At 67.2% G+C, this 23,380-nt stretch carries 20 protein-coding genes and 8 pseudogenes; 20 read left to right on the top strand and 8 right to left on the bottom strand.

The genetic code is table 11. The annotated features are described in order from the left end of the window. Window positions 1-3: 3 nt before the first annotated feature. Window positions 4-651, top strand: coding sequence for an RNA polymerase sigma factor (locus KV205_RS31625; protein WP_265868301.1), 648 nt, complete (start codon window positions 4-6; stop codon window positions 649-651). Further along, entirely contained in the window at window positions 648-1,406 is a 759-nt protein-coding gene (locus KV205_RS31620; RefSeq protein WP_265868255.1) for a hypothetical protein, read from the top strand. The genes KV205_RS31625 and KV205_RS31620 overlap by 4 nt, the downstream gene beginning before the upstream one ends. 188 nt (window positions 1,407-1,594) lie before the next feature. Here KV205_RS31620 and KV205_RS31615 read toward each other — a convergent pair whose 3' ends face one another. The 6 genes and pseudogenes from KV205_RS31615 to KV205_RS31590 all read right to left on the bottom strand — a co-directional run bounded on the left by KV205_RS31615 (window position 1,595) and on the right by KV205_RS31590 (window position 6,973). Further along, entirely contained in the window at window positions 1,595-3,184 is a 1,590-nt protein-coding gene (locus KV205_RS31615) for a GMC family oxidoreductase (protein ID WP_265868253.1), read from the bottom strand. Beyond that, window positions 3,181-3,834 carry a DUF5987 family protein gene (locus tag KV205_RS31610; RefSeq protein ID WP_265868252.1) on the bottom strand — a complete coding sequence of 218 codons (654 nt, stop codon included), beginning with the start codon at window positions 3,832-3,834 and terminating at the stop codon, window positions 3,181-3,183. Before KV205_RS31610 ends, KV205_RS31615 begins: the two co-directional genes overlap by 4 nt. Further along, window positions 3,813-4,484 carry a hypothetical protein gene (locus KV205_RS31605; RefSeq protein WP_265868251.1) on the bottom strand — a complete coding sequence of 224 codons (672 nt, stop codon included), beginning with the start codon at window positions 4,482-4,484 and terminating at the stop codon, window positions 3,813-3,815. Before KV205_RS31605 ends, KV205_RS31610 begins: the two co-directional genes overlap by 22 nt. Window positions 4,485-5,653: 1,169 nt before the next feature. Further along, window positions 5,654-5,795 (bottom strand): annotated as a pseudogene (locus KV205_RS31600) (transposase); the annotation flags it as partial. 409 nt (window positions 5,796-6,204) lie between these two features. Beyond that, window positions 6,205-6,490, bottom strand: a pseudogene (locus KV205_RS31595) (transposase); the annotation flags it as partial. Between the two features lie 180 nt (window positions 6,491-6,670). Next, entirely contained in the window at window positions 6,671-6,973 is a 303-nt protein-coding gene (locus KV205_RS31590; RefSeq protein WP_265868249.1) for a WhiB family transcriptional regulator, read from the bottom strand. A 1,018-nt stretch (window positions 6,974-7,991) separates the two neighbouring features. Here KV205_RS31590 and KV205_RS31585 point away from each other — a divergent pair. The 6 genes from KV205_RS31585 to KV205_RS31565 all read left to right on the top strand — a co-directional run bounded on the left by KV205_RS31585 (window position 7,992) and on the right by KV205_RS31565 (window position 13,229). Continuing rightward, window positions 7,992-8,675, top strand: a complete 684-nt coding sequence (locus KV205_RS31585) for a hypothetical protein (RefSeq protein WP_265868248.1) — start codon at window positions 7,992-7,994, stop codon at window positions 8,673-8,675. A 598-nt stretch (window positions 8,676-9,273) separates the two neighbouring features. After that, complete coding sequence (locus KV205_RS36465) at window positions 9,274-9,444, top strand: transposase (RefSeq protein WP_308404119.1); 171 nt, start codon at window positions 9,274-9,276, stop codon at window positions 9,442-9,444. A 453-nt stretch (window positions 9,445-9,897) separates the two neighbouring features. Continuing rightward, window positions 9,898-10,359 carry a protein kinase gene (locus KV205_RS31580; RefSeq protein ID WP_265868247.1) on the top strand — a complete coding sequence of 154 codons (462 nt, stop codon included), beginning with the start codon at window positions 9,898-9,900 and terminating at the stop codon, window positions 10,357-10,359. Continuing rightward, on the top strand, window positions 10,314-11,603 hold the full coding sequence (locus KV205_RS31575) for a serine/threonine-protein kinase (RefSeq protein ID WP_308404121.1): 1,290 nt from the start codon (window positions 10,314-10,316) through the stop codon (window positions 11,601-11,603). The genes KV205_RS31580 and KV205_RS31575 overlap by 46 nt, the downstream gene beginning before the upstream one ends. 541 nt (window positions 11,604-12,144) lie before the next feature. Beyond that, window positions 12,145-12,498: a hypothetical protein gene (locus KV205_RS31570; RefSeq protein WP_265868246.1), complete on the top strand. Its 354-nt coding sequence runs from the start codon at window positions 12,145-12,147 to the stop codon at window positions 12,496-12,498. A 470-nt stretch (window positions 12,499-12,968) separates the two neighbouring features. After that, the gene (locus KV205_RS31565) at window positions 12,969-13,229 is read left to right on the top strand and encodes a hypothetical protein (RefSeq protein WP_265868245.1); all 261 of its coding nucleotides are present in this window, start codon (window positions 12,969-12,971) and stop codon (window positions 13,227-13,229) included. Window positions 13,230-13,370: 141 nt separating this feature from the next. Here KV205_RS31565 and KV205_RS31560 read toward each other — a convergent pair whose 3' ends face one another. Continuing rightward, a complete protein-coding gene (locus KV205_RS31560; protein ID WP_265868244.1) occupies window positions 13,371-13,877 on the bottom strand; it encodes an STAS domain-containing protein in 507 nt (168 codons plus the stop codon). A gap of 42 nt (window positions 13,878-13,919) precedes the next feature. Continuing rightward, window positions 13,920-14,153, bottom strand: a complete 234-nt coding sequence (locus tag KV205_RS31555; RefSeq protein WP_265868243.1) for a hypothetical protein — start codon at window positions 14,151-14,153, stop codon at window positions 13,920-13,922. Between the two features lie 169 nt (window positions 14,154-14,322). Here KV205_RS31555 and KV205_RS31550 point away from each other — a divergent pair. From KV205_RS31550 to KV205_RS31500, 12 genes and pseudogenes are all read left to right on the top strand, one after another. Beyond that, window positions 14,323-14,642, top strand: a pseudogene (locus KV205_RS31550) (ATP-binding protein); the annotation flags it as partial. A 90-nt stretch (window positions 14,643-14,732) separates the two neighbouring features. Further along, window positions 14,733-14,973: pseudogene (locus KV205_RS31545) on the top strand (IS5/IS1182 family transposase); the annotation flags it as partial. Window positions 14,974-15,061: 88 nt separating this feature from the next. Then, window positions 15,062-15,343: pseudogene (locus tag KV205_RS31540) on the top strand (WhiB family transcriptional regulator); the annotation flags it as partial. A gap of 9 nt (window positions 15,344-15,352) precedes the next feature. After that, on the top strand, window positions 15,353-15,736 hold the full coding sequence (locus KV205_RS31535; RefSeq protein WP_265868299.1) for a transposase: 384 nt from the start codon (window positions 15,353-15,355) through the stop codon (window positions 15,734-15,736). A 41-nt stretch (window positions 15,737-15,777) separates the two neighbouring features. Continuing rightward, window positions 15,778-15,909 (top strand): annotated as a pseudogene (locus KV205_RS36615) (IS630 family transposase); the annotation flags it as partial. A gap of 492 nt (window positions 15,910-16,401) precedes the next feature. Beyond that, window positions 16,402-16,875: a hypothetical protein gene (locus tag KV205_RS31530; RefSeq protein ID WP_265868241.1), complete on the top strand. Its 474-nt coding sequence runs from the start codon at window positions 16,402-16,404 to the stop codon at window positions 16,873-16,875. A gap of 246 nt (window positions 16,876-17,121) precedes the next feature. Next, window positions 17,122-17,250, top strand: a pseudogene (locus KV205_RS31525) (IS3 family transposase); the annotation flags it as partial. Between the two features lie 14 nt (window positions 17,251-17,264). After that, window positions 17,265-17,616, top strand: a pseudogene (locus tag KV205_RS31520) (transposase family protein); the annotation flags it as partial. Window positions 17,617-19,658: 2,042 nt separating this feature from the next. Continuing rightward, window positions 19,659-19,919, top strand: coding sequence for a helix-turn-helix transcriptional regulator (locus KV205_RS31515; protein ID WP_265868238.1), 261 nt, complete (start codon window positions 19,659-19,661; stop codon window positions 19,917-19,919). Window positions 19,920-20,076: 157 nt separating this feature from the next. Then, complete coding sequence (locus tag KV205_RS31510) at window positions 20,077-20,943, top strand: DUF6083 domain-containing protein (RefSeq protein WP_265868236.1); 867 nt, start codon at window positions 20,077-20,079, stop codon at window positions 20,941-20,943. 80 nt (window positions 20,944-21,023) lie between these two features. Next, complete coding sequence (locus KV205_RS31505) at window positions 21,024-22,487, top strand: UvrD-helicase domain-containing protein (protein WP_265868235.1); 1,464 nt, start codon at window positions 21,024-21,026, stop codon at window positions 22,485-22,487. A 238-nt stretch (window positions 22,488-22,725) separates the two neighbouring features. Next, the gene (locus tag KV205_RS31500) at window positions 22,726-23,214 is read left to right on the top strand and encodes an ester cyclase (protein ID WP_265868233.1); all 489 of its coding nucleotides are present in this window, start codon (window positions 22,726-22,728) and stop codon (window positions 23,212-23,214) included. The last annotated feature ends 166 nt before the right edge of the window (window positions 23,215-23,380 follow it).

Below are 23,380 nucleotides of genomic sequence, written 5' to 3'. Positions count from 1 at the left end.
GGCATGGATTTTTCTTTGCACGCCCGGATCCGGGCAGGAGACCCTGAGGCGTTCAGGGAGATATTCAAAGATCATGCGCAGATGGTGTATCGCCATGCGGTGCGGGTGAGCGGTGACTGGGCAGTGGCCCAGGACATCGTCTCGCTGACGTTCCTGGAGGCGTGGCGGCTTCGCGGCAAGCTGCGGGACGAGGGAGAAACCCCGCGGCCCTGGCTGATGGGTATAGCGACGAACGTACTGCGCAACACGACGCGCGCCGCGCGGCGCCATGACCGCGCTGTGGCCCGTATGCCGGCGAGGGAGACCGTGCCCGACTTCGCCGACGAGCTGATCGGCCGGATCGCGGATGCCGAGCAACTTGCCGCGGCACAGGCGGTGCTGGCGCAACTTCGTCAGTCGGAGCGGGACGTGTTCACGCTGTGCGTGTGGTCCGGACTCAGCTATCCAGAGGCGGCACAGGCCCTGAGAGTTCCGGTGGGAACGGTCCGTTCACGGCTCGCCCGTGCCCGGTCGAGATTGCGCAAGCTCGCAGAGGAAGAACTGAAGAAGAGGCGGGCTGACCGAGAAAAGACGGAACCGGCGGCAAGCGGCGGACAAGTACGGGGTGGCCGCACCGTAGCGGCCCGGTCGAACAAGGAGAAGAACCGATGATCTTCAATCCGTGGCGGCGGCAGGAACCGCTGGATCACACGGAGCTGGCCCGGCTTCTGCCGGCACCCGGCGATCCGGTTCTTTCGGAAGACCGCCAACACCTGCTTGAGGACTTCCTGATGAGCAACGTCACACAAGACGCTCGCCCCGCCCGTCCACGTCGCCGCCTGGCAGTGCGGTTGGCGGCCCCCGTAGCCCTGGCCGCTTGCCTGGCCGGAACCGTGCTCGCCGTCCACCAGACCACCCCGCCCACGGCATTCCCCGTCACCGCCACCGACCGTGCCGCGACGGGTAACCTTCCCCAGCAGATCTCCACCGTGGCCTACACCCTGAACCGCGACCGGCGGGGAACCGTCAAGGTCACCATTCGCGAAGCCGGTACGCAGCCCGACCTGCCCCAGCTCCAGCGCGATCTGGAGCGCATGGGCGTGCCGGCCCGCGTCTACAGAGACGACCCCACCTGCCCGCTGGACAAGGGCGAGGACCCTGAACTCGGCTACGCCACCTTGAAGGCCATCGGTTTCCACCATCGCAACGGTGCGATCACCGCCTCCATCCACCCCAGCCAGATCCCAGCAGGCACCCACCTGGAGATTCTCTTCCCCAGGCCGGCCAAGGGCTACGCCGACGCTTTCGCGTTCGGCCTGCGCACGGGCAAGGCACCCGACTGCCGACACGCATTCGTGTCCGACGACGAACTCCCGACCCCCACGGCGACATTCGAAGGAGAGATCATTCCCGGACACCGCAACTGACGGCCCGTCATCCGCGCCGGACGGGGACGCAAAGCCGCAGCGGCGGGAGCCGGGTGGACGATGCTGGAGAGCCGTACGCGGGTGAGCCGCGCGTACGGCGTGAAGCAGCGGGGACTGGAAACGGAGCAGCTGCCACCGTGCCAGTCCCCGACCCTGCTGAGCGCCTCCCGGGCGTGGCAGTCTCAGGCTCAACTCCCGGGCACGGGGACCCCATTCGCTGTCGTGAGTCCCTGTGCGGTCAGGTTCTGCAGGATGTGTTCACTGGCGCGTTCGGCGAGCGCTGCGACGGTGAGTGCGGGGTTGACCGTCAGTGCCGCCGGGACCGCGGAGGCGTCGGTGATGTAGAGACTGGGATGGTCACGTAGTTCGTGCGTGAGGGTGAGCGCGGACGTGGCGGGGTCGTCACCGAGCCGGCAGCTTCCGAGGGGGTGTGTGGTGAGCGCGCCGCCGGGCTGCTCGGCCCAGGGCTCCACGGTTGCGATGCCGTCGGTTTCGAGGATGTCCCGTAGGGCGTGGTCGGCGCTCGCCCAGCCGGCGCGAGTGCCCTCACCGGGCGCGTATCGGAAGCTGCCGATGCCCAGTCCGGGGCCGACCCGGAGAAACGAGCCGGTGGGCGGTGGTGCGGAGAACATGCCTTCGCCGTCGTCCTCGGTCATGGCGAGGACGGTCAGCCAGCTGCGCCAGGCGGCCCTGAGGTTCTTCTTCTCGGCGCCGTACCAGCGGTGCGTGCCCGCAGTGGTGGCGAGCATGTTGGTGAGGGCGGGGAAGGCTAGTTGCTGCAGGCTGAAACGTTGGTGTTCGGGCCGGTCGGCGTCCAGGTAGTCGAAGGTCATGGCGGTGATGCCCTTGCCGATGTGGTGGGCGTCGTAGGTCTTGTCGGCGGTGCGGTGCAGACCGAGAACAGTGCCTGCCGCGGCTTCGTCGACAATGGCGACGCTGACGCGGTCGCCGTTGCCGGAGAGGTGCCGTCCCACTGCGGCCGGGATACCGCCGAGCAGCGGCGCGGAACGCTTGAGGATGACCGGGGTGGCGAGCGCCCCGGCGGCAAGGACGACGACACGGGCTTCGATGCAGCCGGCGCCGGTGGGCAGCCGGTAGTCATCGGCGTCGAGGGTGGTGTAGGTGACGCGGTAGCGGTAGCCAGGCGTCAGCGCGGGGGAGAGGGCCTGCACTTCGTGCAGCGGGCGGATGACGGCGCCGTGCGCCTCGGCGGCGGGCAGATAGTTCAGGAGCATGGAGCGTTTGGCGTCGAAACGGCAGCCGTTGAGCATCCAGTTGCAGTCGGTGCACGAGGACAGGTCGACGGCCAGGGGGACGGGGTTGGCGGTGTGGCCGGTGTGGTGGCAGGCGGCGGCGAAAAGGCCTCCCGCGTAGGAGACGTCGTTCCATGTCTGCGTGCTGACCGGCAGAGCTTGCTCGACCCGGTCGTAGTAGGGGTCGAGAGCTACGCGGGTGAGAGCGGCGGGCCACAGGCGGCGGCCGGTGCCGCCGCTGCGGTCGAAGGCGAAGCTGGGGGCGCGCAGTGAGGCGGCGAAGTAGACGACGCTGGATCCGCCGACGCAGTTGCCGGCCACGCCGGTCAGGCCGTCGCCCTGGATGACGTCCACGATCCGGCTGACGGAGCTCAACTGCAGGTCGTGCGTGAAGTCGGCCGCCCCCAGTCGCGGCCCCCGCTCGAGGACCACGACCCGCGCCCCGGCGGCAGCGGCGTAGTAGGCGGGGATCGCTCCGCCGAACCCGGAACCTATGACCACGACGTCGCACAGGGCGGTGCTCACGGTGGGCTCCCCTCTGCAGTGGTGTGCGGATGGACGGCGGCCAGGACACGCCGGTAGGAGTGATCGGGGTAGCGCCACAGGCCATCGGGCCCGGGCGGCGGGAAGCCGAGGAAGAGCAGCCCGGGGTGTCCCTCGGCGATGGCCTGGCGGGTGGAGAGGTGGGCCGCCGCATCGAAGGCGAGGCTGGACAGCAGCGCCATGACGCTCCATAGCTGCCGGTCCACATCGGAGGGCTGGAAGAGGTCCGACACCACAGCTGTTCTGCGGCTGTAGGAGAGCGCGACGAAAGCGGGCAGCCACGGCGGGAGCCAGATGCCGCGCGTGACGGCGTACGAGGCGGCGCGGGTGTTCAGCACCGTGGCGATGCCCGGCAGCACAGGCGCCAGGGCGAGGGCCGGATGCAGCAGAAGATCGGTGAAGCCGGCGTCGGCGCCGCCCGGGCCTGGCGCGGCGCCCGCGACGGCGGTGTCCCCTGCATAGCGTTTGGTGCCCGGGATCAGGGTGTCAGTGAACGCGTCCAGGGTGTCGCGCGTCCACGCGTCGACGACTGTCGCGCGAGCGCTCGGCATGCCGAGCGCCGAGAGCACCGTCGAGGCGAGGATCGTCTGCAGCAGGCGGCGTCGGTTCATCACGCCTGCCAGGAGCACCATGCGCTGTACGGCAGTTCGGTGGACAGCCCGGTTTCACCGTGCTCCGTACCGTATCTGGCCAAGGCGTCGGCGAGACTCGGGTGGCTGTCGCGCAGCGCGATGACGACGTCGCCGATGCCCACGGACTGTCCGTTGATGCGGAAGTTGGTGAGCCTGGCCGCGGCGGTCTGCGCCCGCTTGTCGAACCAATAGCTGCCGTCCCAGGCGACCAGAGCGGTCGCGCCCTGCGTGGTCTGCACACTCCAGTGGTCGGTCTGCCAGTAACGGCAGGCGGCCAGTGCGACGGCGAACCGCGCAGGTTCTGCCAGCAGGAACTCCAGAGCGCCGCCGTCGTCGAAGGTGATGTCGCGCTTCAGGTAGTCCACACACAGCGGGTCTTCCAGCCACAGCCACCAAGGCGGGGTCTCACCCTCGCCGAAGTGATGCACCTGGCAGCCGGGACGGAACGGCGGATCGGTGTAGCCGCCGGAGGAGGCCTGCGCGGCGGGAGAGAACAGCACGACGGGCAGCAGCACCGCTGCCAGCACGGTCAGGACACGACGCACGACGCCTCCGGTTCGCTGGGGGAGAGGGGGGAAAGTCTCGTTGTTCGCGGGGCGGCCTGGCTGCAGAGCGAACGGCGCGGGTAGGAGGAGTTCGGTGTTGCGCACGGCCGGCCCTCCGCGCCGAGCGGCGCCCTCCGTGCCTGGACAGAACTACTAGTCGTTGACCGCCAGTTCCTGTGCGAGAGCCGTCACGGCGGCGGCACCCAGCGCTTCTCCTCCAAGGAATGTGCGGCGAGAGAGCGGCATGCTCGCTCCCCTCCCTGCGAAGTGGACGAGTGGCTCATCCAGTAGAGAACCGCGGTGCAGACGAGACGTCAAGCCTTAGAGCGTGGCTGCATCCTCTCGGCCTTGAACAGGCCAGTAGATGCCCTGTCGGGCACACGAGTAGCAACTACTCAACCAACTGCCCCTGAGAGGTGATCAACTAGAGGAGCGCCGAAGGGATTCACCCTTCTCGGCGTGAGGAAGGGCTCTCCACGATGGAACGCGTGCCGCAGCCCTGCTGACGGCTTCAACCCCCCGTGCTGATCAGCATCCCTGCCTTCGCCTCCTATCCATCAGGGGGCGAAGGCAAATTCCTCCAAGGCCAACCGTCTGTATCGCTCCGTGGACTGGATGCCGCGCCTTCCGGGCTTGTAACGCGATCACGACCTGGCAATCTCTTACACCCGCCGCCGTCGCAGCCGCAGGTCAGCAGGGTGTGGAGAGGTTGCGCGATTCGCTGACGCGGGGTGAAGCAGCGCGTCCTGCGCATGATGGACCAGGGCTTGAACCGGGCGCAGGCCCATTCGCCGGGGCGTTAGGGCGGACGTAGCCGCGCCTGAACTGCTGGTACTGCGCGGGCTGTTCACTGTGGTGGTTCGAGAGTTCGGAACGCGGCGCCGGCGTCCTGGTAGGCGCGGTCGGCGATGAGGATCAGCCGTGAGGCATGCCTGGAGGGGGCACGGTCGGGCGTCGCACGGGACAGTCACAGGGGTGTGCCATCCGGGAGGGCGACGACCTCCGCGTTCATGCCGTGAGTCTCGTGCTTTGGGGAGTAGTACGCAGCGGCCCGCGGCGATGTGGTCGGTGGGGATGAGGATCCCGTCGATGATGACGAAGTTACCCCGTCCGGCCCCGCCAGAGCTACGCGCAGACCTGGCGCTCATGCGGCGAGGACGTCCAAGGTCTCGTCAAAGGAGTGCCAAGTGGTGGCTGCGATATTGCGAACGTAGGCGGGCCGGGGTGCACGATCTCGGGGGAATGAGAGGTCCTAACGAAGGCGTTTCGCTGTGACGGCGAGTGATCAGGCAGGTAGCGAGGCTTAGGAAGGCTTCGTGGGTATCGTCGCGTCGTTCCCAGTGGATGCGGAGCCGGCGGAAGCCGTGGAGCCAGGCGATGGTCCGTTCCACGGCACAGCGGTGGATGCCGAGAGGCCGGAGCCGTGCGGCCCGCCGCGGGAGGGGGGGCGATCAGCGGTTTGACGCCGGTTGCCCAGACCAGGCGGCGGTCCTTGTCGTAGCTGCGGTCGGCCAGAAGTATGTCGGGCCGCCGGCGTGGCCGGCTGAGCAGACCGGTGACCGGCGCCATGCGCAGTCGGCTGGGCTGGGACCACTCTTGGGCCCCGTCGCGTGGCCCTGACGTGGGAGGAGTCGATCACCGCCCGCGACCAGTCCAGTCTTCTTCTCGACCCGCAGCTTCTTCAGCAGCACCAGGTGCAGCTGGTTCCATACACCGGTCTCGTTCCACGCGGCCAGACGCCGCCAGCAGGTCATCCCGGGCCCAAGCTCAGTTCCTGGGGGCAGGTACTCCCCGCTGGATCGAGGTCGGCGTTGACCAGTTCTTAGGGGTTGAGCTCGGGCGAGTACGGGGGCGCGGGAAGTGCAGCTCGACGGCGTCGGGGTGGGCGGAGTGGCCGTCGACCACGAGATGAACCCCTTGCGGTCGAAGCGGCCGGCCAGCCGGTCCAGGAAACGGCACATCACCTTGGCGGTGAAGCTCTCGGTGAAGACCGTGAAGTGCATCCGGCCCTTGGCGCTGATCGCCGACATCGCGTTCACCGAGAACCGGTTCCCGCTCCGCCGCACGACAGGTGTCTTCCCCTTTTCGCCCCAGGTGCGGCTGGCGACTTTCACCCACCCGCACAGGATGAGGAAGGTTCAGTGAGACCGATGACGGCATGCGGACGGATGTGAGAGCCGGGCCCACGCATGCTCTCGATCAGTCCAGCTTGTCGAGCATGACTGCTGTGGCCGGTTGAAGACCCCGGATTGCTGCGATCGATTCAGAGGATAGCTGTCGACAGGGTCGTTTCATGAGTCGCTGGCCTTCTCTCTCAGAGCCGTGGCCTCACGCTTGGCGGATTTACCGCTCCGCGGACGGGCACCACCCATCGAATATCGCTCCCAGCCCGTCAGTCCTCCCCAGACTCCATCGGAAATGGCATGTTCAAGTGCCAAATTCATGCACTCGCGAACTACCTGACACTTTGCGCAGACCATTTTCGCCTCCTTTTCCCAACCGCGCGGGGCGTGTCCTTCCACTGAGGCGAAGAACGTGTCTGGATCAACACCAGGAGCCGCACAAGCGGCCTTCTCTTGCCATCCCTTGCCCATCCTCAACTCCTCCGTTGAGTCATCCCGCGACCTCGCTCTTGAGGGCGGTAGGAGTCAAGGTTCCGGCGCTTCACCTTCGGGCGGCATGAGTCGTCCCTACTCATCTAAGGCATCTTTTGTAGGGTCGGCCTGAAGCATGCCGGCGCGCGGGAGGCATCGGTGCGTAGACCATCGGCTGGCTTCCCGCGGATGGGAGGCTCTATCGGAACCGAGGATGCTCTGCAGCACTGCGAGGTGGGCCCCACCGGGGGAAGTGGACCCGTTTCGGTCGGAGACTAGGCCCGGATGCCAGGGGTGACAGCAATATTGTCACTGGGGGCTGCAAAGCCGATGCCGCGCCGCACGGCCGCACGGAAAGTCGAGACTCAGCCGCTTTGCGTGGGGCACTCGCACAGTGCGCTCGATCACCTCACGGTACTACGCCATCTGCCGCGTGTACCGCAGTAGATCATCCCCCGCGACTCGACCTGGGTGAGCCAGGGCTCTTCCCCAGGTGCTGTACCTGCTGGGCTTATGAGATGCACCGATCTCTTCATATTCATCACAACCACGTCCGTTGGTTTCGGACAAGGCAATCGGCTGGGGTCCCTAGGTGAATGCTCCCCGTGCCTTTTGTCTCATGCTTGATGCAGCTCAACCGTGGCCTGAGTAGGAGCTGCCTATCTCGACGAGCATGGCTGGACCTCCAGGAAGGTCCTCGGTCCAGAAGGCCCTGCGGATGGGCGCGTGCTGTCCGGGGTGCTCGGCAGCCCTACCTCTCGTGGCTGACGTCCAGCAGCTCCTGGGCGTACCGAGTCTCCTTCGGTTCACGCTTGGCCGGCGCCGCAGGGGATGACAGGCCTGTTGGGCAGGCGCGTGCCGAACCTCCAGACGTGCCGCAGCGGCCTGGAGTGCGCCTTGGGGGATCTTCGAGGAGGCCGGGGCCTCGGGACCGGTGGAGCTCAAGATCAATACGCCGGGTGAAGGATCGATTACTTAACCCAGCGGTGGTGGGGAGATGGTGAGGTGGGGGGCAACGGTGAATAGCACCCTGCGAGAGGTGCTCTTGCGCCGCTTACGCGGAGGGGAGCCGATGATGAGTAGTGATTACCTGGCCTTCATGTCGGGGGTGTTCGTTTCTTCGGTCAAGAGCACACCGCAGTGCAAAGATCGGAGTTTGGAAATGTCTGTTCGCCGCCGCCTGGTTCCCATGGCCACACTGGCCGCCACCACTGCTGCTGTCCTGGCCGTTCCTGTCACTGCTGCCCACGCGGCCACCACCCCGCCCGCCAAGGTCGTGGGCGGCAGCATGAACATCTTCATCTCTGATGAGGACAGCCCCGACCCGGACGACGAGCAGTCGTTCAGCGTCGCGCTCGGTGCCAGAACCCTCCAGTTCGGCACCAGCACCGAATGGGTTGTCACCCGCTGTGTGGACGAGGTCAGGGTTGTCACTGTCATCGATGCCTCGTATCGAAACAACCTGGAGAACGGGGTTCAGGTGCCTCGGGTGTTCGCCCAGGCCCGCTCAAGCCTGTTCGAGGGGGCCAGCTGCAGCACGACCGACTGGGACGGGTTCGGTGGAGCGAACGACAAGGTGGTGTCTACGTCGGGTACTCCCTTTAATTACACCGTCGTCAACTCCTCGGATGAATACGACTTCGGTACTCCTACCAGCGCCCGTGACTTCGCTCAGGTCAGCTTCACCGTCAACGCCAAGTAGGACACGCAGGTTCTAATCGGTCAGGAATTGTTGGTTCTAAAGTGGTGGCATGGCCTCGAGGCTCAGCCGAATCACGGAGTCGATTTTCTCAAGGTCAAACTCCTTCCGCCACTTTAGACTGAGATAGAGAGGTTCCCCCTCAGCCCGCAGGGTTGAGGGGGTGCCCGTTTTTCTTCGGGGGCGAGTCCTCGAAGTTGAGCGGTGAGCGTCGTTGGTATCCGCAACGCACCCCGGGGTGGAGCAGCTGACGGTCAGGACGGATGAGGTGACCTTGCGGACGTGTCACTTGATGAAGGGCGGAAGCTGGTCACGATTTGTCGACGCGGTTCTCCATCTACTTGCCCTCGAAGGCGATGGGCCGAAGTGGGTCAGTCGTGGTTCCGTGCTGGACTTTCCGGTCTACTGGATGGACTTGGGCCACAAGCTGGCGTTGGAGCCATCACCGGGTCGGGAAACGAGTGCTCACGATGCCAGTTGTTGACATCCCGGTAGGTCGGTGAGCCTTTTCAACTTGGCCGAACCGGAGACACTTTGACGTAGTGGACCCGGGAGCCGCCCCTCGCCACGCCTCAGCCAGGGGCTTCAGTAGGTCGTCGAGGTGCCGGATGCCTGGGCCGCTCGTGCCCCTCCTCTTCGTCGACATCTACGTAAGGCCATCTGTAGCACGAACGCGATCGAGATCTTCAACGCCCGCTTCCGCAAGGCTGTCCGAGCCCGCGGACGCCTCTCCAACGAGGCTGTCGCCTCAAGAGCATTGACACGGCACTGATGAAGGGCGGCAAGCGGTGGACCATGCCCTGGAAGGCACCCCTGAACGCCTTCCAGGTCGCTTTCAAGCGCCGCCTGACCTCGAGCAACACCTGACACCTCAACAGCCAAGATCTGCCGTTGCTTTGACGTCCCCAGACGTGTTGCCCGGGTGAGTTGCAGCTACTCAACTTCCCGGCCCATTGGCACTGGCAGTTCCGGCGATTGCCATGTATTGGAAGGTATCCGGCGCCGATCGCATTGGCCGGGAACGAAAGCGAGCTATGGTCGCTGGGGTGTCGGACTCAGTCAGCACAAGAGCGGCTGGCTCTTGATCGACAGCCCAGGTTCGAGCCCATGGCGGTGTGCCGCGTTCAGGGTGCCTTGAGCGATACGGCCGGCCGACTCGTAGGTGCGATGCGTCAGATGACCTATGCCGGTTCGGCATGCGTGCTGATAGATCAGGGGGTAATGAATGGAAGGCCACAGCGGGCCGCCTGTGCAGGTCGGCGGGATGCCGCAGGGGGACGATTGGGAGCTCCCTGGCTACACGCACGGCCGCGAACTGGGTACCGGTGCCACGGGTCGTGTTGTTCTCGCCCGGCACGATGCCACCGGCATACCGGTGGCCATCAAATACATGAACGGTGAGACCAAGACGGCCGATCACGGGCGCATGCGTGCCGAGGCCGAACTGCTCGGCGCGTTGGATTCGCCGCATGTCACCAGGCTCCATGAGTACGTCGAGGGACCGCGCGGCGCGGCCATAGTGATGGAGCTGGTGGAGGGGCTCTCGCTGCGCGATCTGCTCCACGCCGAGGGGGCCACCGCGCCCGAGGCGGCGCTGACCGTGCTCAAGGCTCGCTGCTCGGTTTGGCAGCCGCCCACGCGGTGGGCGTGGTTCACCGGGACTACAAACCCGGCAACGTGTTGGTGACCACTGACGGTACGTCCAAACTGGTCGACTTCGGCATCGCGGTACGCGCCGGCGAGAGCGGCGATATCGCTGGCACTCCCGCCTACATGGCTCCTGAGCAGTGGGCCGGGGAGCCAGCTTCTCCGGCTGGCGATGTGTACGCCGCGACGGCGACCTTCTTTGAGTGCCTGACCGCTGCGAGACCGTATGCTGGAACGACGCTGGTGGAACTGGCCGTCGCGCACACCGAGGCGGCCATCCCCGAAAACCTGGCGCCCGAGGCCTTGCGGCCGCTGATCCGTTCCGGACTGGCGAAGACGCCGCAGCAGCGGCCCGCGGACGCGGCCGCGCTGGTCGCCGAGCTCGAAGCGGTGGCCGGCGCGACCTATGGTCCGGACTGGGAGGAACGCGGGAAGGGCCAGCTTGCCGCCCTGGTGGCACTGCTGCCGCTGCTGCTACCTTCCGGGAGCGGGCAGGCTTCCGGCGCCACCTCGCTGGCCACGACCGAGCTCGGAGGGCCGGGCGGATCAGGCGGTCCTTCGGTTCCGGCCGGGCGTGGACCGCGGTTCACGCCGCAGGCGAAGGGGATCGGGGCCGCGGCCGCCGGCGTGGTGCTGCTCGGCGGCGTCCTGGCAGGGCTCTCGATGGCCGGGGCAGATAAGGCGACCGGCACCGCCGGGGACGCCGGGCCACGGCCGACGACCAGCCATTGGCCCATTCCCGATGTCGGTCCGACCGGCGCAGTGGGCGCGTCGCAGACAAGGACGCCCTCGATCTCAGCTTCACCAGCTGCTTCGGCGTCCGTCCCGGTGCCGCCCACATCAGTGCCGCCCACATCAGGGTCGGCGACGATTGGCACGCCGCAGCCGAGCGCGAGCGTCACGGCCAAGCCCGCTCCAGCCACGGCAGCACCTGCCACGTCCTCCCAACCGCCCGGCACCTCACAGGCTCCGCTACGAGTGGACGCGATCTCGATGACGGTGGCCTGCGACGGCCGCTACGCCTCGCAGGCCGAGGGTTCGGTGACCACTAACGGAGCCGCCGCAGGCACGCTGACCGTGATCTGGACCGACGAGATGGGCCGTCAGGTCGGCGTGAAGCAGCTGGTCCTCCCGGAAAACCAGACGAGTGTGCCATTCAGTTTCTCCCAGCCGTTCGACTCCGCCGAAATGCTGACCGCCCGGGCAGCCACTTCCCCATCCGCGGCACGCGGGCAGAACAGCACCAGTAGCGTTTTTTCCTTCACATGTGACCCGCCTCGGTGACCGGAACCGCACGATGAACAACCGACATCCCAACGGCGACACCGCAGGGCCCGCGCAACCATCGCCGCGGGACACCATCCGGCTCCGCCAGCCGACCGATCCCGAGGAGAGATCCGCACCCGTACCGCCAAGGGACCGCTTGACCGACCGCACCACATGCCTTCACCCGACAGCAGCATGCGATCAGACGGACACGACACAGGCGACCTCACGAAATGCCGGGCCCAGAGACGAGACCCTCCGCCTGCGCCCGGTGGCCACCCCCGCTCCCGTACCAACCGCCGACACCGAGACGATCAGACGGTCCCACCCGGAAGCCACACCCCAGCCTCAAACCTTCGAGGATGCGACCCTCCTCGACCCCGAGGCCTGGCCGACACCCGAGCCGCCCAGCCCCGCCCAGCAGGACGAGCTGCACCGGTCCGGCCCTGGGATCCCACCGCATGCCTCGGCAGTGTGGCACGGCGCGAACACCCTCCCGCCGCCAACCGAGCCACCGCGCCGCGAACGTGGGCGGCTGTGGCTGCTTCCGCTGCTGATCGTGCTTGCAGTGCTCGCGGCCCTCGCCTGGCAGCACAGCGGCCGGCCGACCACCGTGACCGCGGTGACCGTCCAGACCGACAGCGGCGGCCCGCCCTGCAACGGCACCGCCGTGATCACCGGCACGCTGGAGACCGACGGCGGCCCTGGCGACGTCACCTATCGTTGGCGCCGCAGTGACGGCACCGACTCCGGAACGCTCACCCAGCGCGTGCCGAGCGGCCACCGTACGACCGATGTCGTGCTGCGCTGGACCTTCCGGGGACACGGCGCCATGACTGCCACCGCCACCCTCGAGATCCTCACACCCACCCCGGTCTCGAAAGCCACCTCCTTCCCGTACATCTGTCGGTGAGACCGGGCGGCTGTCAACGGCCATGTAGTTCGGCGCTGATCCACCTTTTGTGTCCGGTGACATGTCGTCACAACCGGCTGGAGGGATGGCCGTTCGTGTGGCGCAGCGTGTTCTCGACGTTCTCCGCGGCGTTCCCTCATCTGTCGTCTGTGATGGTGGACGAGGTCAGAGCCGATGGCAGCGGGATGGTCCCTCACGGCGCGATCGGTGACGGGTGAGGCGGTGTCCGGACTGCGGCGCTGTGTCCGGCCGTGTCCATGGTGGCTACCGGCAGTGCCTTGCCGACCTCGCGGAGGCCGGGCGGAGGTCGTGATCGAACTGCTAGTGCGACGGTTTCGCTGCCCGGCCGCAGAGTGAGGTTGCCGCACGTTCGCCGAGTAGGTGGTCGGGCTCACCGAGCGATTTCGCGCGACGCACCCCCCTCCTGCGCTGCTCGCTGAAGAAGATCGCACTGGCGCTCGCCTTTCGAGGTGATCGCCGCGCTGATCGCGCTGGCCGGGGCACGGCTGGGCGACCGGGAGCTGTATGCGTGCACCGGCCCGGCCGCCGCGACCGGCATCCCCAGCCTGCCCACCCGGGCACCGCCCTGTCACCGCACGCGCCCGACAGCCGCCGGTTTCACTCAGGCTGCCGCGCAGCGGTACTTCCTGCGCGACCTGGCCAGCGCCGCGCCCGCGCTGCCTCCGTACCCGCTCGCGGACGGCACTGTCATGGCCGAACCTTCCGGGTAGTGTCTCGAACTCACCGACATCGACGGCCAGCCGCTTACGAGCGCGACCCTGCTCGCCCACCAACCGGGCGACGTCGCCCGTGCCCGTAAAGATCTCCCGCCCAGCTCCTGGTATTTGACATCCAGTAGGTGGGCCGGCCGGTCATCCAGCTGCCCTACACCTCGCGGCAGGACCTCCTCGACGCCCTCGCCCTGGCCGACCCCACATCAGGGCAAACCAGCCAGTTCCCTTCCCGTCGACCGATGGCGACGCCGACGGCGGAGGGCCTTGCCGTCGGGTGGTGCTGTTCTCGTTGTGAACATCATTTCCACGTCGGTCGCCGAAGTGCCCCCTGGACTGCCGGTCGGTTGGTTCTACGGGCAGGGTGTGGGGGATGCAGCGCAGCAGCCGTGTGAGTTGGTGCGGGATGTTGCGAACGGTCAGGGTGGTGCCTTGTGCGCGGGCGGTCTTCTGTGCGGTGATGAGGGCGCTGAGGCCGGCGCAGTCGCAGAATGCGAGCCGGTCCAGGTCGACGGTGACCTGTTCGTGCTGGCGGATGGCATCGAGGAGTGCCTCGCGGATGCGGGGTGCGGTGGCGATGTCGAGTTCGCCAGTCACGTACGCGACGGCCTGGCGGCTGTCTTGGATCATGAGGACATGAGCGTTCATCTCAGGCCTCCCTGCGCGGGGTGGTGCCGTGGGAGAGCTGCGTCAGCCGAAGAGGTCGCGGACGCGCAGGGTGAGGATCTTGCGTCGGCGCTGCGGGCCGTTCAGGCCGTCAGGAGCCGTGAGGGTGGCGGGGGGTTTCCACTGGGCGTGGTACGCGTTCCAGAAGTCGTTCCACGCATCGGTTTCGGTGGGGCCGTGCCCGGTGACGCGGGTGCCGGGGCAGGTGACGGTGTAGCCGTCGGGGGTCAGCTGAACGGACACGCCGGTGTTCGCCATGGCCACCACCTCCGTGTGGGGCGTGCCGGGTGATACTGCCCTTCAGTGTGCCGACCTTCACCGCCACATACCAGCCCAAACCAGTTTCGACGGCAAACGGCGCGACGTCACGCGTAAAGGGCTCCTTCTTGGCTGATGCGGCTGTGACTGATCAGCCGAGAATCGAGTCCTGGTCCGCCGCCGCGCGGACGACTCCATCGCCCGAGCCCTCGCCAAGATCGTCCGCTCGGACCTGATCGTCGTCGACGACATCGGGCTGCTGCCCGTCTCCGAGGACGCTGCCGAAGGCTTCTACCTCCTGGTGGATGCCGCCTATCAACGACGCTCGATCGCGGTCTCGAGCAACCCTCCGGATTCGACGAGATCATGCCCAAGGCCCTGGCCACCGTCGGCCGGCTCCTCCAGCATGCCCACGTCACCGTCACTCAGGGTGACTCTTCCCGCTTCTCCGAGGCCACCACTGGCCAGGGAGTGAAGCCCTTCAGCTGATCCACACCGACCGAGGGCGGGGAGAGATATCTGGCCGCCACCGGGGAGGTTCCGCTGGCCGTCAGCGGGGAGAACTGCATGGCCGCTAACAAGGTCTGGGTCGACGGCGGCTACCGCCAGCAGCTCGTCGAGCATGCCGCCACCCGCGGCATCGACATCCGATCCCGAAACCCTCCCGGCCCGCTCCGAAGGCATGATCCACCTCGCGATGATCAACCTCACGGCCCGCCGCCTCACCGGCGAGAACACCATCTCCTGGCGCGACCCGAAGAAGGCCGCCAAACAAACCCATTCCGGGATGAAATATCAGGCAAAAGCGACCTCTGAGTAGAAATTACTCAAAGCCACAGTGCAGGACTGTGTTCCCCTCAAGGGAAGGCCGGAGGAACTGACCGGGACGTTAAGCGAGTAAGTGGATCATGGTGATGCGAAATCAGAGGGCACAGCTGGAGGCGTCGGCCGGTGGGCCGCCTTCCGCGGCTGGCGGCAGCGTGAGTGACTGGAGGCGCCGGGCAGCCTGCGCCGACCCGGCTGTCGACCCGAACCTCTTCTTCAGTCACGATGTGGGGACGCCGGGCCTCAACTGGGCTCAGTCTGCCAAGCAGGTATGCGCCCGCTGTCCCGTGGACAAATTCTGCCTGCAGGTCGCATTGCAGAGCCGCGAGCGTGTGGGAGTGTGGGGAGGTAAGACTTCATCAGAGCGCCGCAGGATGGCAGCCGAAGGCCACAGCACTGCCAATGCCACAGAGTGGCAACTGGCGGACCTCTCAGAGGGGAAATTGCTACTCAACGACGCGCAGTGGGCCCGGATCGAGCCGCTGCTTCCCGCCCCCAAACCATCTCGGGGTGGCCGGTGGCGTCCTCACCGTCAGGTGATCGAAGCGATCGCTTGGAAGTACCACACCGGCGCTAGCTGGCGCGCTCTGCCAGCATCCTTCGGCTCGTGGAGTGGTGTCATCAAACGGCACCACCGATGGCTCGCCGACGGAACCTGGGACCGTATTCGGCAGGCGCTGCTCACGCAGGCCGATCCCACCGATGAACTGAGCTGGCTGCAGCTCGCCGTGGGCTGTGACGAGCCCGCTGCGTCGTGACGGACACCATCGGTGTGCTGGTCAGGCTGCTCTACGGAACCCACACCGTCCAGACCCGGCCCCGCACGCCTACCTGCGCTGGTGGAACAAGAACGCCCGCACCCTGAAGTCCTGGCCGCTCAACGACGCGAGCGCGCCCGTATCCGCAGTGAGAAGGCATCCGCTGGGCAGGCGCCGGCGCGCTGAAGCAGCCTGACGTCACCGGCGGAGCAAGCGGGTCGCCCTCATCGTGCCGCTCGGCGGTGATCGTCGGGACACCGTATGTGCCGTCGGATGCCCAGTGCACGGCCCGCACCCGGACAGCGAGTCGCGCGTCGGCCGCCTACCGTGCGGCCCGGTCCGCAGCCGTTCGGCGCCAGTAGTACAAGCTCGAACGGGCGATGCCGCGGATGGTGCACAGCCGCTTCACGCCGAAGCGGTTCACCCACGTGTCTCCCCGGCGAAATACTTCGCCGCCTTCCGCAGGATCTCGCGTTCCTTCTCCAGCTCGCGGACCTTCTTGCGCAGAGCGGCGTTCCCCGCCCCCAGTGGTGTGGGCGGCTCCGTCAGCACCCCCGCCCGGCATTCCCGGGACCGACTCGCTCCGGCCGCCCGGACCAGTTCCGCAGCGTCTCGGGTTAGCCCCCATCTTCGGGGTCTACACCGCCATCGGCGCCGAGCCGCACATGCTCGACAACATTCGCGACCTCTGGCCGAAGCTCTGGCCCTACATCTCCGACGACACCCGCTTCTGGGTTGGCACCCGCCTCGGACGCTTCCTTGCCGATGCCGACCATGCGCAGGCCGCCCTTGCCCGCCAGCTCATCGACCTTGCCCAGGGTGGCAGTCACCTCCCCGGGGCGGTCAAGGTCTCGGAGATGGCCGAGGTGATCGAGGAGCTCATGGACGTGCACCTTGCCATGAACAACTTCTACAACGAACCGCGAGTAGCCCGGCGGCTCGCCGAACTCGTGGGACAGCACGGGTCTGTCCCCGCCGACCTTGTTCGCCAGTACGTCAAGACCGTGGTCACGGTGTTCCTCGCCAACGGCAACGGTGCGGTGTTCGCGGCCGACCCGATACACCTCGACCTGATCGGCCGATTCGACCCGCAGCAGGCGTCACTCGCCCTCCGGTCGTTCGCCAACGCGGAGATCTAAAGCCAGCTGCAGCGTCCTCTGTCTCGGAGGAAGGGGGACGAACTTCTGGACGTGCTCGACGTCAAGATCACCGGACGGCGGAGCGGGAACTCCTCCAGGCGATTCGCGAGTTCCCGGGCACCCCGGACAAGCTCCGCCTGGCCTCCGGCATCAAGCGCTACCTCGACGCAGTGCCCAACTGGGCTCAGAACCCCCAGAACGGCCGCGAACCGCTGCAGACTGCCGGTCATAACAGTCCTGCCGCGGGCGGCCAGCGACAACGCCGCGATGGAGAGCTTCTTCGCGCTGCTGCAGAAGAACGTCCTCGACCGACGCACCTGGGCCACCCGCCAGGAGTTGCGGATCGCGATCGTCACCTGGATCGAGCGGACCTGGCCGAGTGGGTAACCATGCTCATCGTCACCGGCGAGGGTGACCGCCGCTGCAAACTCTCACTTCACCAGTGGGCCCTCGTCGGCCTGGCCTACCTCCGCCGGCACGACACCCTCGCTCAGATCGCCGCAGACTTTGGTATATCCGTCGGGTACTGCCGGCGCCTGTGTCCCGCAGCCGTCGACCACCTGTCCCGCCGAGCCCTCCGGACTGCTGCGGATCCTGCGGGAGACCGATCCTGATTATGTACTGCTCGACGGCACGCTCGCAGAGTGCGATCGCGTAGGTGACAGCCGGGCCGACTTCTCCCACAAGCATCGCCGCCACGGGGTGAACCTGTACGTGATGACCCGGGTCCGTGCCCGACTTCCTGAGAGCGAACTTCAACCCAGACCACTGGCGCACCATCCAGTCCGACCGGACCAAGACCGCCAGCAGCCTTCAAAGCCACCCCTGGCTGCACCACTGGGCAGTGCCATACCTGTCCCGTGCCGCGTCATACGCGGAGCGCCAATGCGAGGAGCCGCCGACTCGTTGACGCGGCCGCAATCGAGCGAACTGCGACGGCCCTGTATGAACGCGGGCGGTCCACGCCGCAGCTGGCGCGGATGTGCTCGGGCTGGAGGCAAAGAGGCCTACGACGGTCCCAGTCCGGACGACGAGCACTATGACAGGAACGCTCGACTGCGCCCTCCGGACCCGGACCCCACCAGCGCCGCCGCAAACGTAACGATGGGCGTGCGGCTGCCTCTGGGGTTCGACTCGGACTGGCTCCAGATGATCGACACGCTGTCGAACGGGGGGCAAGATGCAATCGCTGCCTACAAGACCGCCGCCCACTGGGCTTCCGGCACGGTCACGCTGACCGCCCACCCGTAGTCGCTCGCGAACTTCTGTGCCCCGCCAGATACCTCGACCTGACGGCCTGTGCCCAAGCAGCAAGCGGACAGCCGTCCACGCCCACACGCTCTGCCTGACCCTCGGAAAGCCCACGCCACGACGACGAACTCCCGTCAACGCTCATGCCACCGCGGGCGGCTTGTCGCTCGTCCCTTGCCGCGCTCGACGCTGCGCACCCTGCCGCCTCCGGGCGGCCCCGGGACGACGGGCGACGTCCACACGCCCCCGTCCCCGCTGCTTTACGCGCCGTTGTCGAGAAGGGCATGGCACAGCTTTGCACTTCATGCGCGGGGGGCTCTCGACCACGCAGTTCGGTGCACAGGCGAATCCGCTCACCCCAGTTTCCAGGTGGCCTGCTCTTCCGTGGAGGAGAGGGTCCAGCCCATTAGCATCCCTGTCGCGACCAGGCGCTCGAACTCGTGAAGGAGGCTGCTCGCCGCGAGTCCGCAGAGGCGAGCCACGTGGTCGGTGTCGGCAGAGCCGTTGCGTCGAGACGGACCGGTGAGCGCGTGAAGGCCCACCGACAGTAGCTGCCCCCTCGGCCCGAGCCCGCGAGCGCGGGCCTGACGTGCTGTGCGCAGAGCCCAGTCGGCTGCCTGTCGGCGCACGGCGGAGCTCGGCATGCCGGTCACCGAGTCGGTGAGCCGACCCGTGTGGAGCGAGTCGGTGGATAGAGCGGGGGTGACGAACCGGCTGTCCGCGAGTTCCTTCCATGCGCTGCTCATGGATCCGTGGCCCATGCCGTGGACGAGTCCATTTCGCAGGCGGACAGCGCCTGAGGAGCTGGCGCGCAAGACGGTCTGGAGGGCGAGGAGCCGGGCCTCGGGAGTGGCGTGAAGGGGTAGGGACGCTGCCAGATAGCTGAGCATCTGCCCGGCCAGCAGGGCACTGGCATTGACGTCGCACGGTCGGCGGTGACGTACCGGAACGCGGCGGGATAGTGGTGAAGGGCGCGTGAGCCTGGTCTCCGGTACGACTGACGCATCTGGCATGGCATGGGCGCACGCTGTGCAGGCGTCCGTGAGCCGCCACAGCCGGCCTCCGTGCCGGCGCGCGAGGACCAGCAGGACGGGGCCGGCGCAGCCGCGGTGGCGCGGATGCCAGTAGCAGCCTCGTTCGTGGCATTGGCATGTCCTCAAGTGCGGGGGGAGGGGGCAAGAGCGGGCATGCTGCGCGAGGTGCGCCAAGGCAGCGGCTCGCGCGGAGCGTCCCTGGAGTGCTCGTGGCGCCGAGGAGCACTGGGGGCAGACGAGAAGTGGCCCCTGGGGGAGGGGGCGCAACTCGACAACCCACGTACGCGGCGCCGCAGCGCGCATGGTGCACAGCCTCATCGGGCCCTTGACTCCTTTCCGTCACCGGGCCGAGCCAGGCCGGAGGGGCCTTGCCGGGAAGAGGGTGACGGCCGCACACCGTAGTGCAGACCTCTGCCCTGCGGGGCGACCTCCGCACCCTCGTAAATAGGGCAGAGGTCTGCACTGACAGGTTTGGCGTCGGAGTCGTCGGATGGTCGGGTGACGATCTTGCCGCCCGAGCCGAACTTCGAAGCGCTCCGCCTTCGGCTCGTGCGGCTGAGGGGCGAGCGCGGCTGGTCCTACGACGACCTCGCCGAACGGACTGGCAAATCCAGGCGCACGCTCATTGAAATCGAGCAGGGCCGCACTATCGGGTCACTCGACACCTGGCACGCCCTCGGCCATGCCTTCGGCGTCCCTTTCGAGGATCTCTTCGCTGCTCTCTGTGAGGAGCACGAGCCGCCAGGCACTGCAGACTAGCCCCCAACTTCCACCGTGAAGGACCACTCGAACCGGTCAGCGATCCAGAACGAAATTTCGGACCATCGGGCGTGTGTTCCTGCCTGTTGGGCCGGTCAGGCGAATGTGCGGCGACGGTCGCCGCAGTCCCGGTGTGTCACCTGGAACCTTCACGCCCATGCACTCCACCCGCACCACTGGACGCCACTGGGACGGCACGCCCAAGACGCAAGGCCGCCGACGATCCCTGACTGTCGCACGCGATAGTCCCAGCCGTCTGCTCCGCATCGCCCAGTCCTCCCACTGCCGCGACTGCGGCAACCCAGTTAACTGGCACACCACCAGCAACCGACGGGCCATCCCGCTTCACCCCTTCGAACTGCCGACCGCCATCGTCCCCGAGTCGCACCGCTGGCACCTCGCCTCGGGCATCGCCTACCCCGCCGGCGACGGCGGCCCCTGGTGCCGCCTCGCACACCTCGCACTGTGCCCGGCCCGTGTCACCCCCGATGCAGTGTCACCCGCCCTGGACGACATCAGACGACGCCTCGCACTCAACACCCGCCGCCTCATTGATGCCGGCCTCCTCACCCCAGGAGGCCACCCCGAGACCGAACCCCACCCCGATGACCCGTACCCGTGCACGCCCGCGCGCCCCGTCGTCCAACTCCTCTATGGCCGCTACATCGCCAGCGCCTCCATCGATGACATTCAGTGCGTCGCCCAGACCGTACGCCGCACCCGCTGCACCAACCCGGTCCTCGCCCCCGGCGCCACCCCAGGACGCTGGACCCTCATGCCATCCACACCTCACCGCCGCAGCACCCAACAACTCGGCCTGCCCGCAACCGACATCGCCGTCTACGACCTGAGTCACCTCCCCTACAGCGAGCAGGTCCGCTGGCGCACACAACGCTGCCCCACCCACGCGACCATCAACGCCGCACCCGACCTCGCCCTCGCCGACTGGGAGCTCCTCGACCCGCTGCTTCACCACCAGTTCCTTGCCACCCGGCTGCCACAAGGCACCCGACGACACAGCTGAGACCACACCGCCCAAGAACCCCAGACGTCGCACCCCACCCCACCCTGCCCAGCGTTGCCCGATCCGGAGCACACCCCACGTTGTTCACGCCCACCGACGAACAGACCCAAGCAGCCGACCACTTCCACGCCGGAGACCACATGGCACTCCAGGCCGGCGCCGGCACCGGAAAGACCTCCACCCTCGCCCTCCTCGCCTCCGGAACGAAGCGCCGCGGCCGCTACCTCGCCTACAACCGCGCCATCGCCCAGGAAGCCGCCGCCCGCTTCCCGTCCACCGTCATCTGCAAAACCGCCCACTCCCTCGCCTACGCCGCCCTCGGCCACCGCTACGCACGCCGCCTCGGCGCACCCCGCCGCCCCGCCTGGCAGACCGGTCAGGACCTCGGCATCACCAAGCCGGCCCGCGTCGCCGAGCACACCCTTATGCCCGCCACCCTGTCGAACGCCGTCCTGCGTACCGTGACCCGCTTCTGCCATTCCGCGGACGCGGTTCTCACCCGCCGCCATGTCCCGCCCCTGCGCGGCCTCGACAACCCCGAACACCACCGAGAGCTCGCCGACCTCGTCCTGCCCTACGCCGAAAAGGCGTGGGCCGACCTGCAGCACCCCGACGACGGAGCCGTCCGCTTCGACCCCGACCACTTCCTCAAGATCTGGTCACTGACCAACCCGAAAATCCACGCCGACTTCCTCTTCCTCGACGAAGCCCAGGACACCAACCCCGTCGTCGAGCACATCTTCAACAGCCAGCGCGACCACGCCCAGCTCGTCATGGTCGGCGACTCCGCACAAGCCATCTACCACTGGCGCGGAGCCAAAGATGTCATGACCGGATTCGACGGAACCCACCTCACCCTCTCCCGCTCCTTCCGCTTCGGACCCGTCCTCGCCACAGAAGCCAACCGCTGGCTCACCATCGCCGAAGCACCCCTGCGACTCACCGGCAGCAACAGCACACCCACCGACCTCGGCCCCCTTACCGCCCCTGACGCGATTTTGTGCCGCACCAACGTCGGCGCCATGAAGCACGTGATGACACTCCTGTCAGCCAGCGCCCGGGTCGCCCTCGTCGGCGGAGGCGAAAGCCTCCGCTCCCTCGCTCTCGCCGCCCGCCAGCTCCAAGGAGGACGCTCTACCAGCCATCCCGAACTCGTCCTCTTCCCCACGTGGGGAGCAGTCCAGGACTACGCCGCATACGACCCCTCCGGGCGTGACTTGCAGCCTCTGGTTGACCTCGTCGACACACACGGCACCAACGCCATTCTGAACGCCGTCAGCCACCTCACCCAGGAATCGCATGCGCACGTCACCATCTCCACCGCCCACAAAGCCAAAGGCCGAGAATGGGCACGGGTGAAGATCGGCGACGATTTCCCCCCGCCCAGGGACACTGACGAGCAGGATGCCCACGGCAAGCCGATTCCAGGGCCTATCGACCCGGGCGAAGCCCGCCTCGCCTACGTGGCCGTCACACGCGCACGCCACCACCTCGACATCGGCGGCTTGGCCTGGCTCGACGATCACCCAGCCGGAAGCCCCTGAACGCCCCACCGCCGACAGCCCAGTGGATTCCGGCGCTCGGACTCGCCGTCGGGACCCGCCGCCGGGGCCCGACTGAGCTGCCGCAGCGAGTTCAGCGGATCAGACGATGATCGGTTTCCTGCCTGCTCAGGCCCGGGGCGGCCACAGGTGGCCGAGAGCAACCTGGCGACTTAGCGTGAAGACACTGCGGGCGCAGAGACCATCCAGCCCGCGACAGTGGTACCTCACGGAGGCGAAAATGTCTGAGCGCACCGATCGCGCCGCACGGTTCCTCGACGCCTACAACAACCGCGACTGGGACACCATGAAGGACCTGTGCGCCGAGAACGTCACGTACTACGACAACGCCCTCGGCGCCGGCGGAGCCCGCCGGGACGACCTGATCAACTTCTGGAAGTCCTGGACCGAGGCCCTCTCGGACGAGCGGGTCTTCGACATCGACTACATGGAGGACGAGGCCAAGGGCATCGTCATCACACCCCTCACCTTCCAGGGCACCCACGACGGTGTCGACTATCTGCCCGGTCTGAAGGCCAACGGCAAACAGTCCGCCATCCGGTGCTGCACCATCTGGCGGTTCGACGCCGACAACAAGATCACCAGTCACGAGTACTTCTGGGACCTCTGCGCCCCGCTCGTGGAACTGGGACACCTTCCGCAGCCGTTCCTGCGTGAAAACCTGGGGACTGCGACGCAGATTCCCCCGAAGGTCGGTGCTCACTACTGATCCCGGCATCTGAGCGCAGTCGAGAGACAGCTCAGGCGAGTTGCGGCGCAGGAAGTCCGGTGGAGCTGATTGCTGCGGATTCGTTTCTACTGGGGTCTGTCAATCGAACGGTGTAACGAGGGTGTTCGGGGTTACTGACGGGCTGCGGAGAGCCGGCCGTCGAAGG

The organism is Streptomyces sp. SKN60 (assembly GCF_026236535.1).
In the GTDB taxonomy this organism is placed as follows: Bacteria; Actinomycetota; Actinomycetes; order Streptomycetales; family Streptomycetaceae; genus Streptomyces.
Note: the sequence above shows the minus strand (reverse complement) of the source record. Positions and strands in the feature narration are given on the sequence as shown.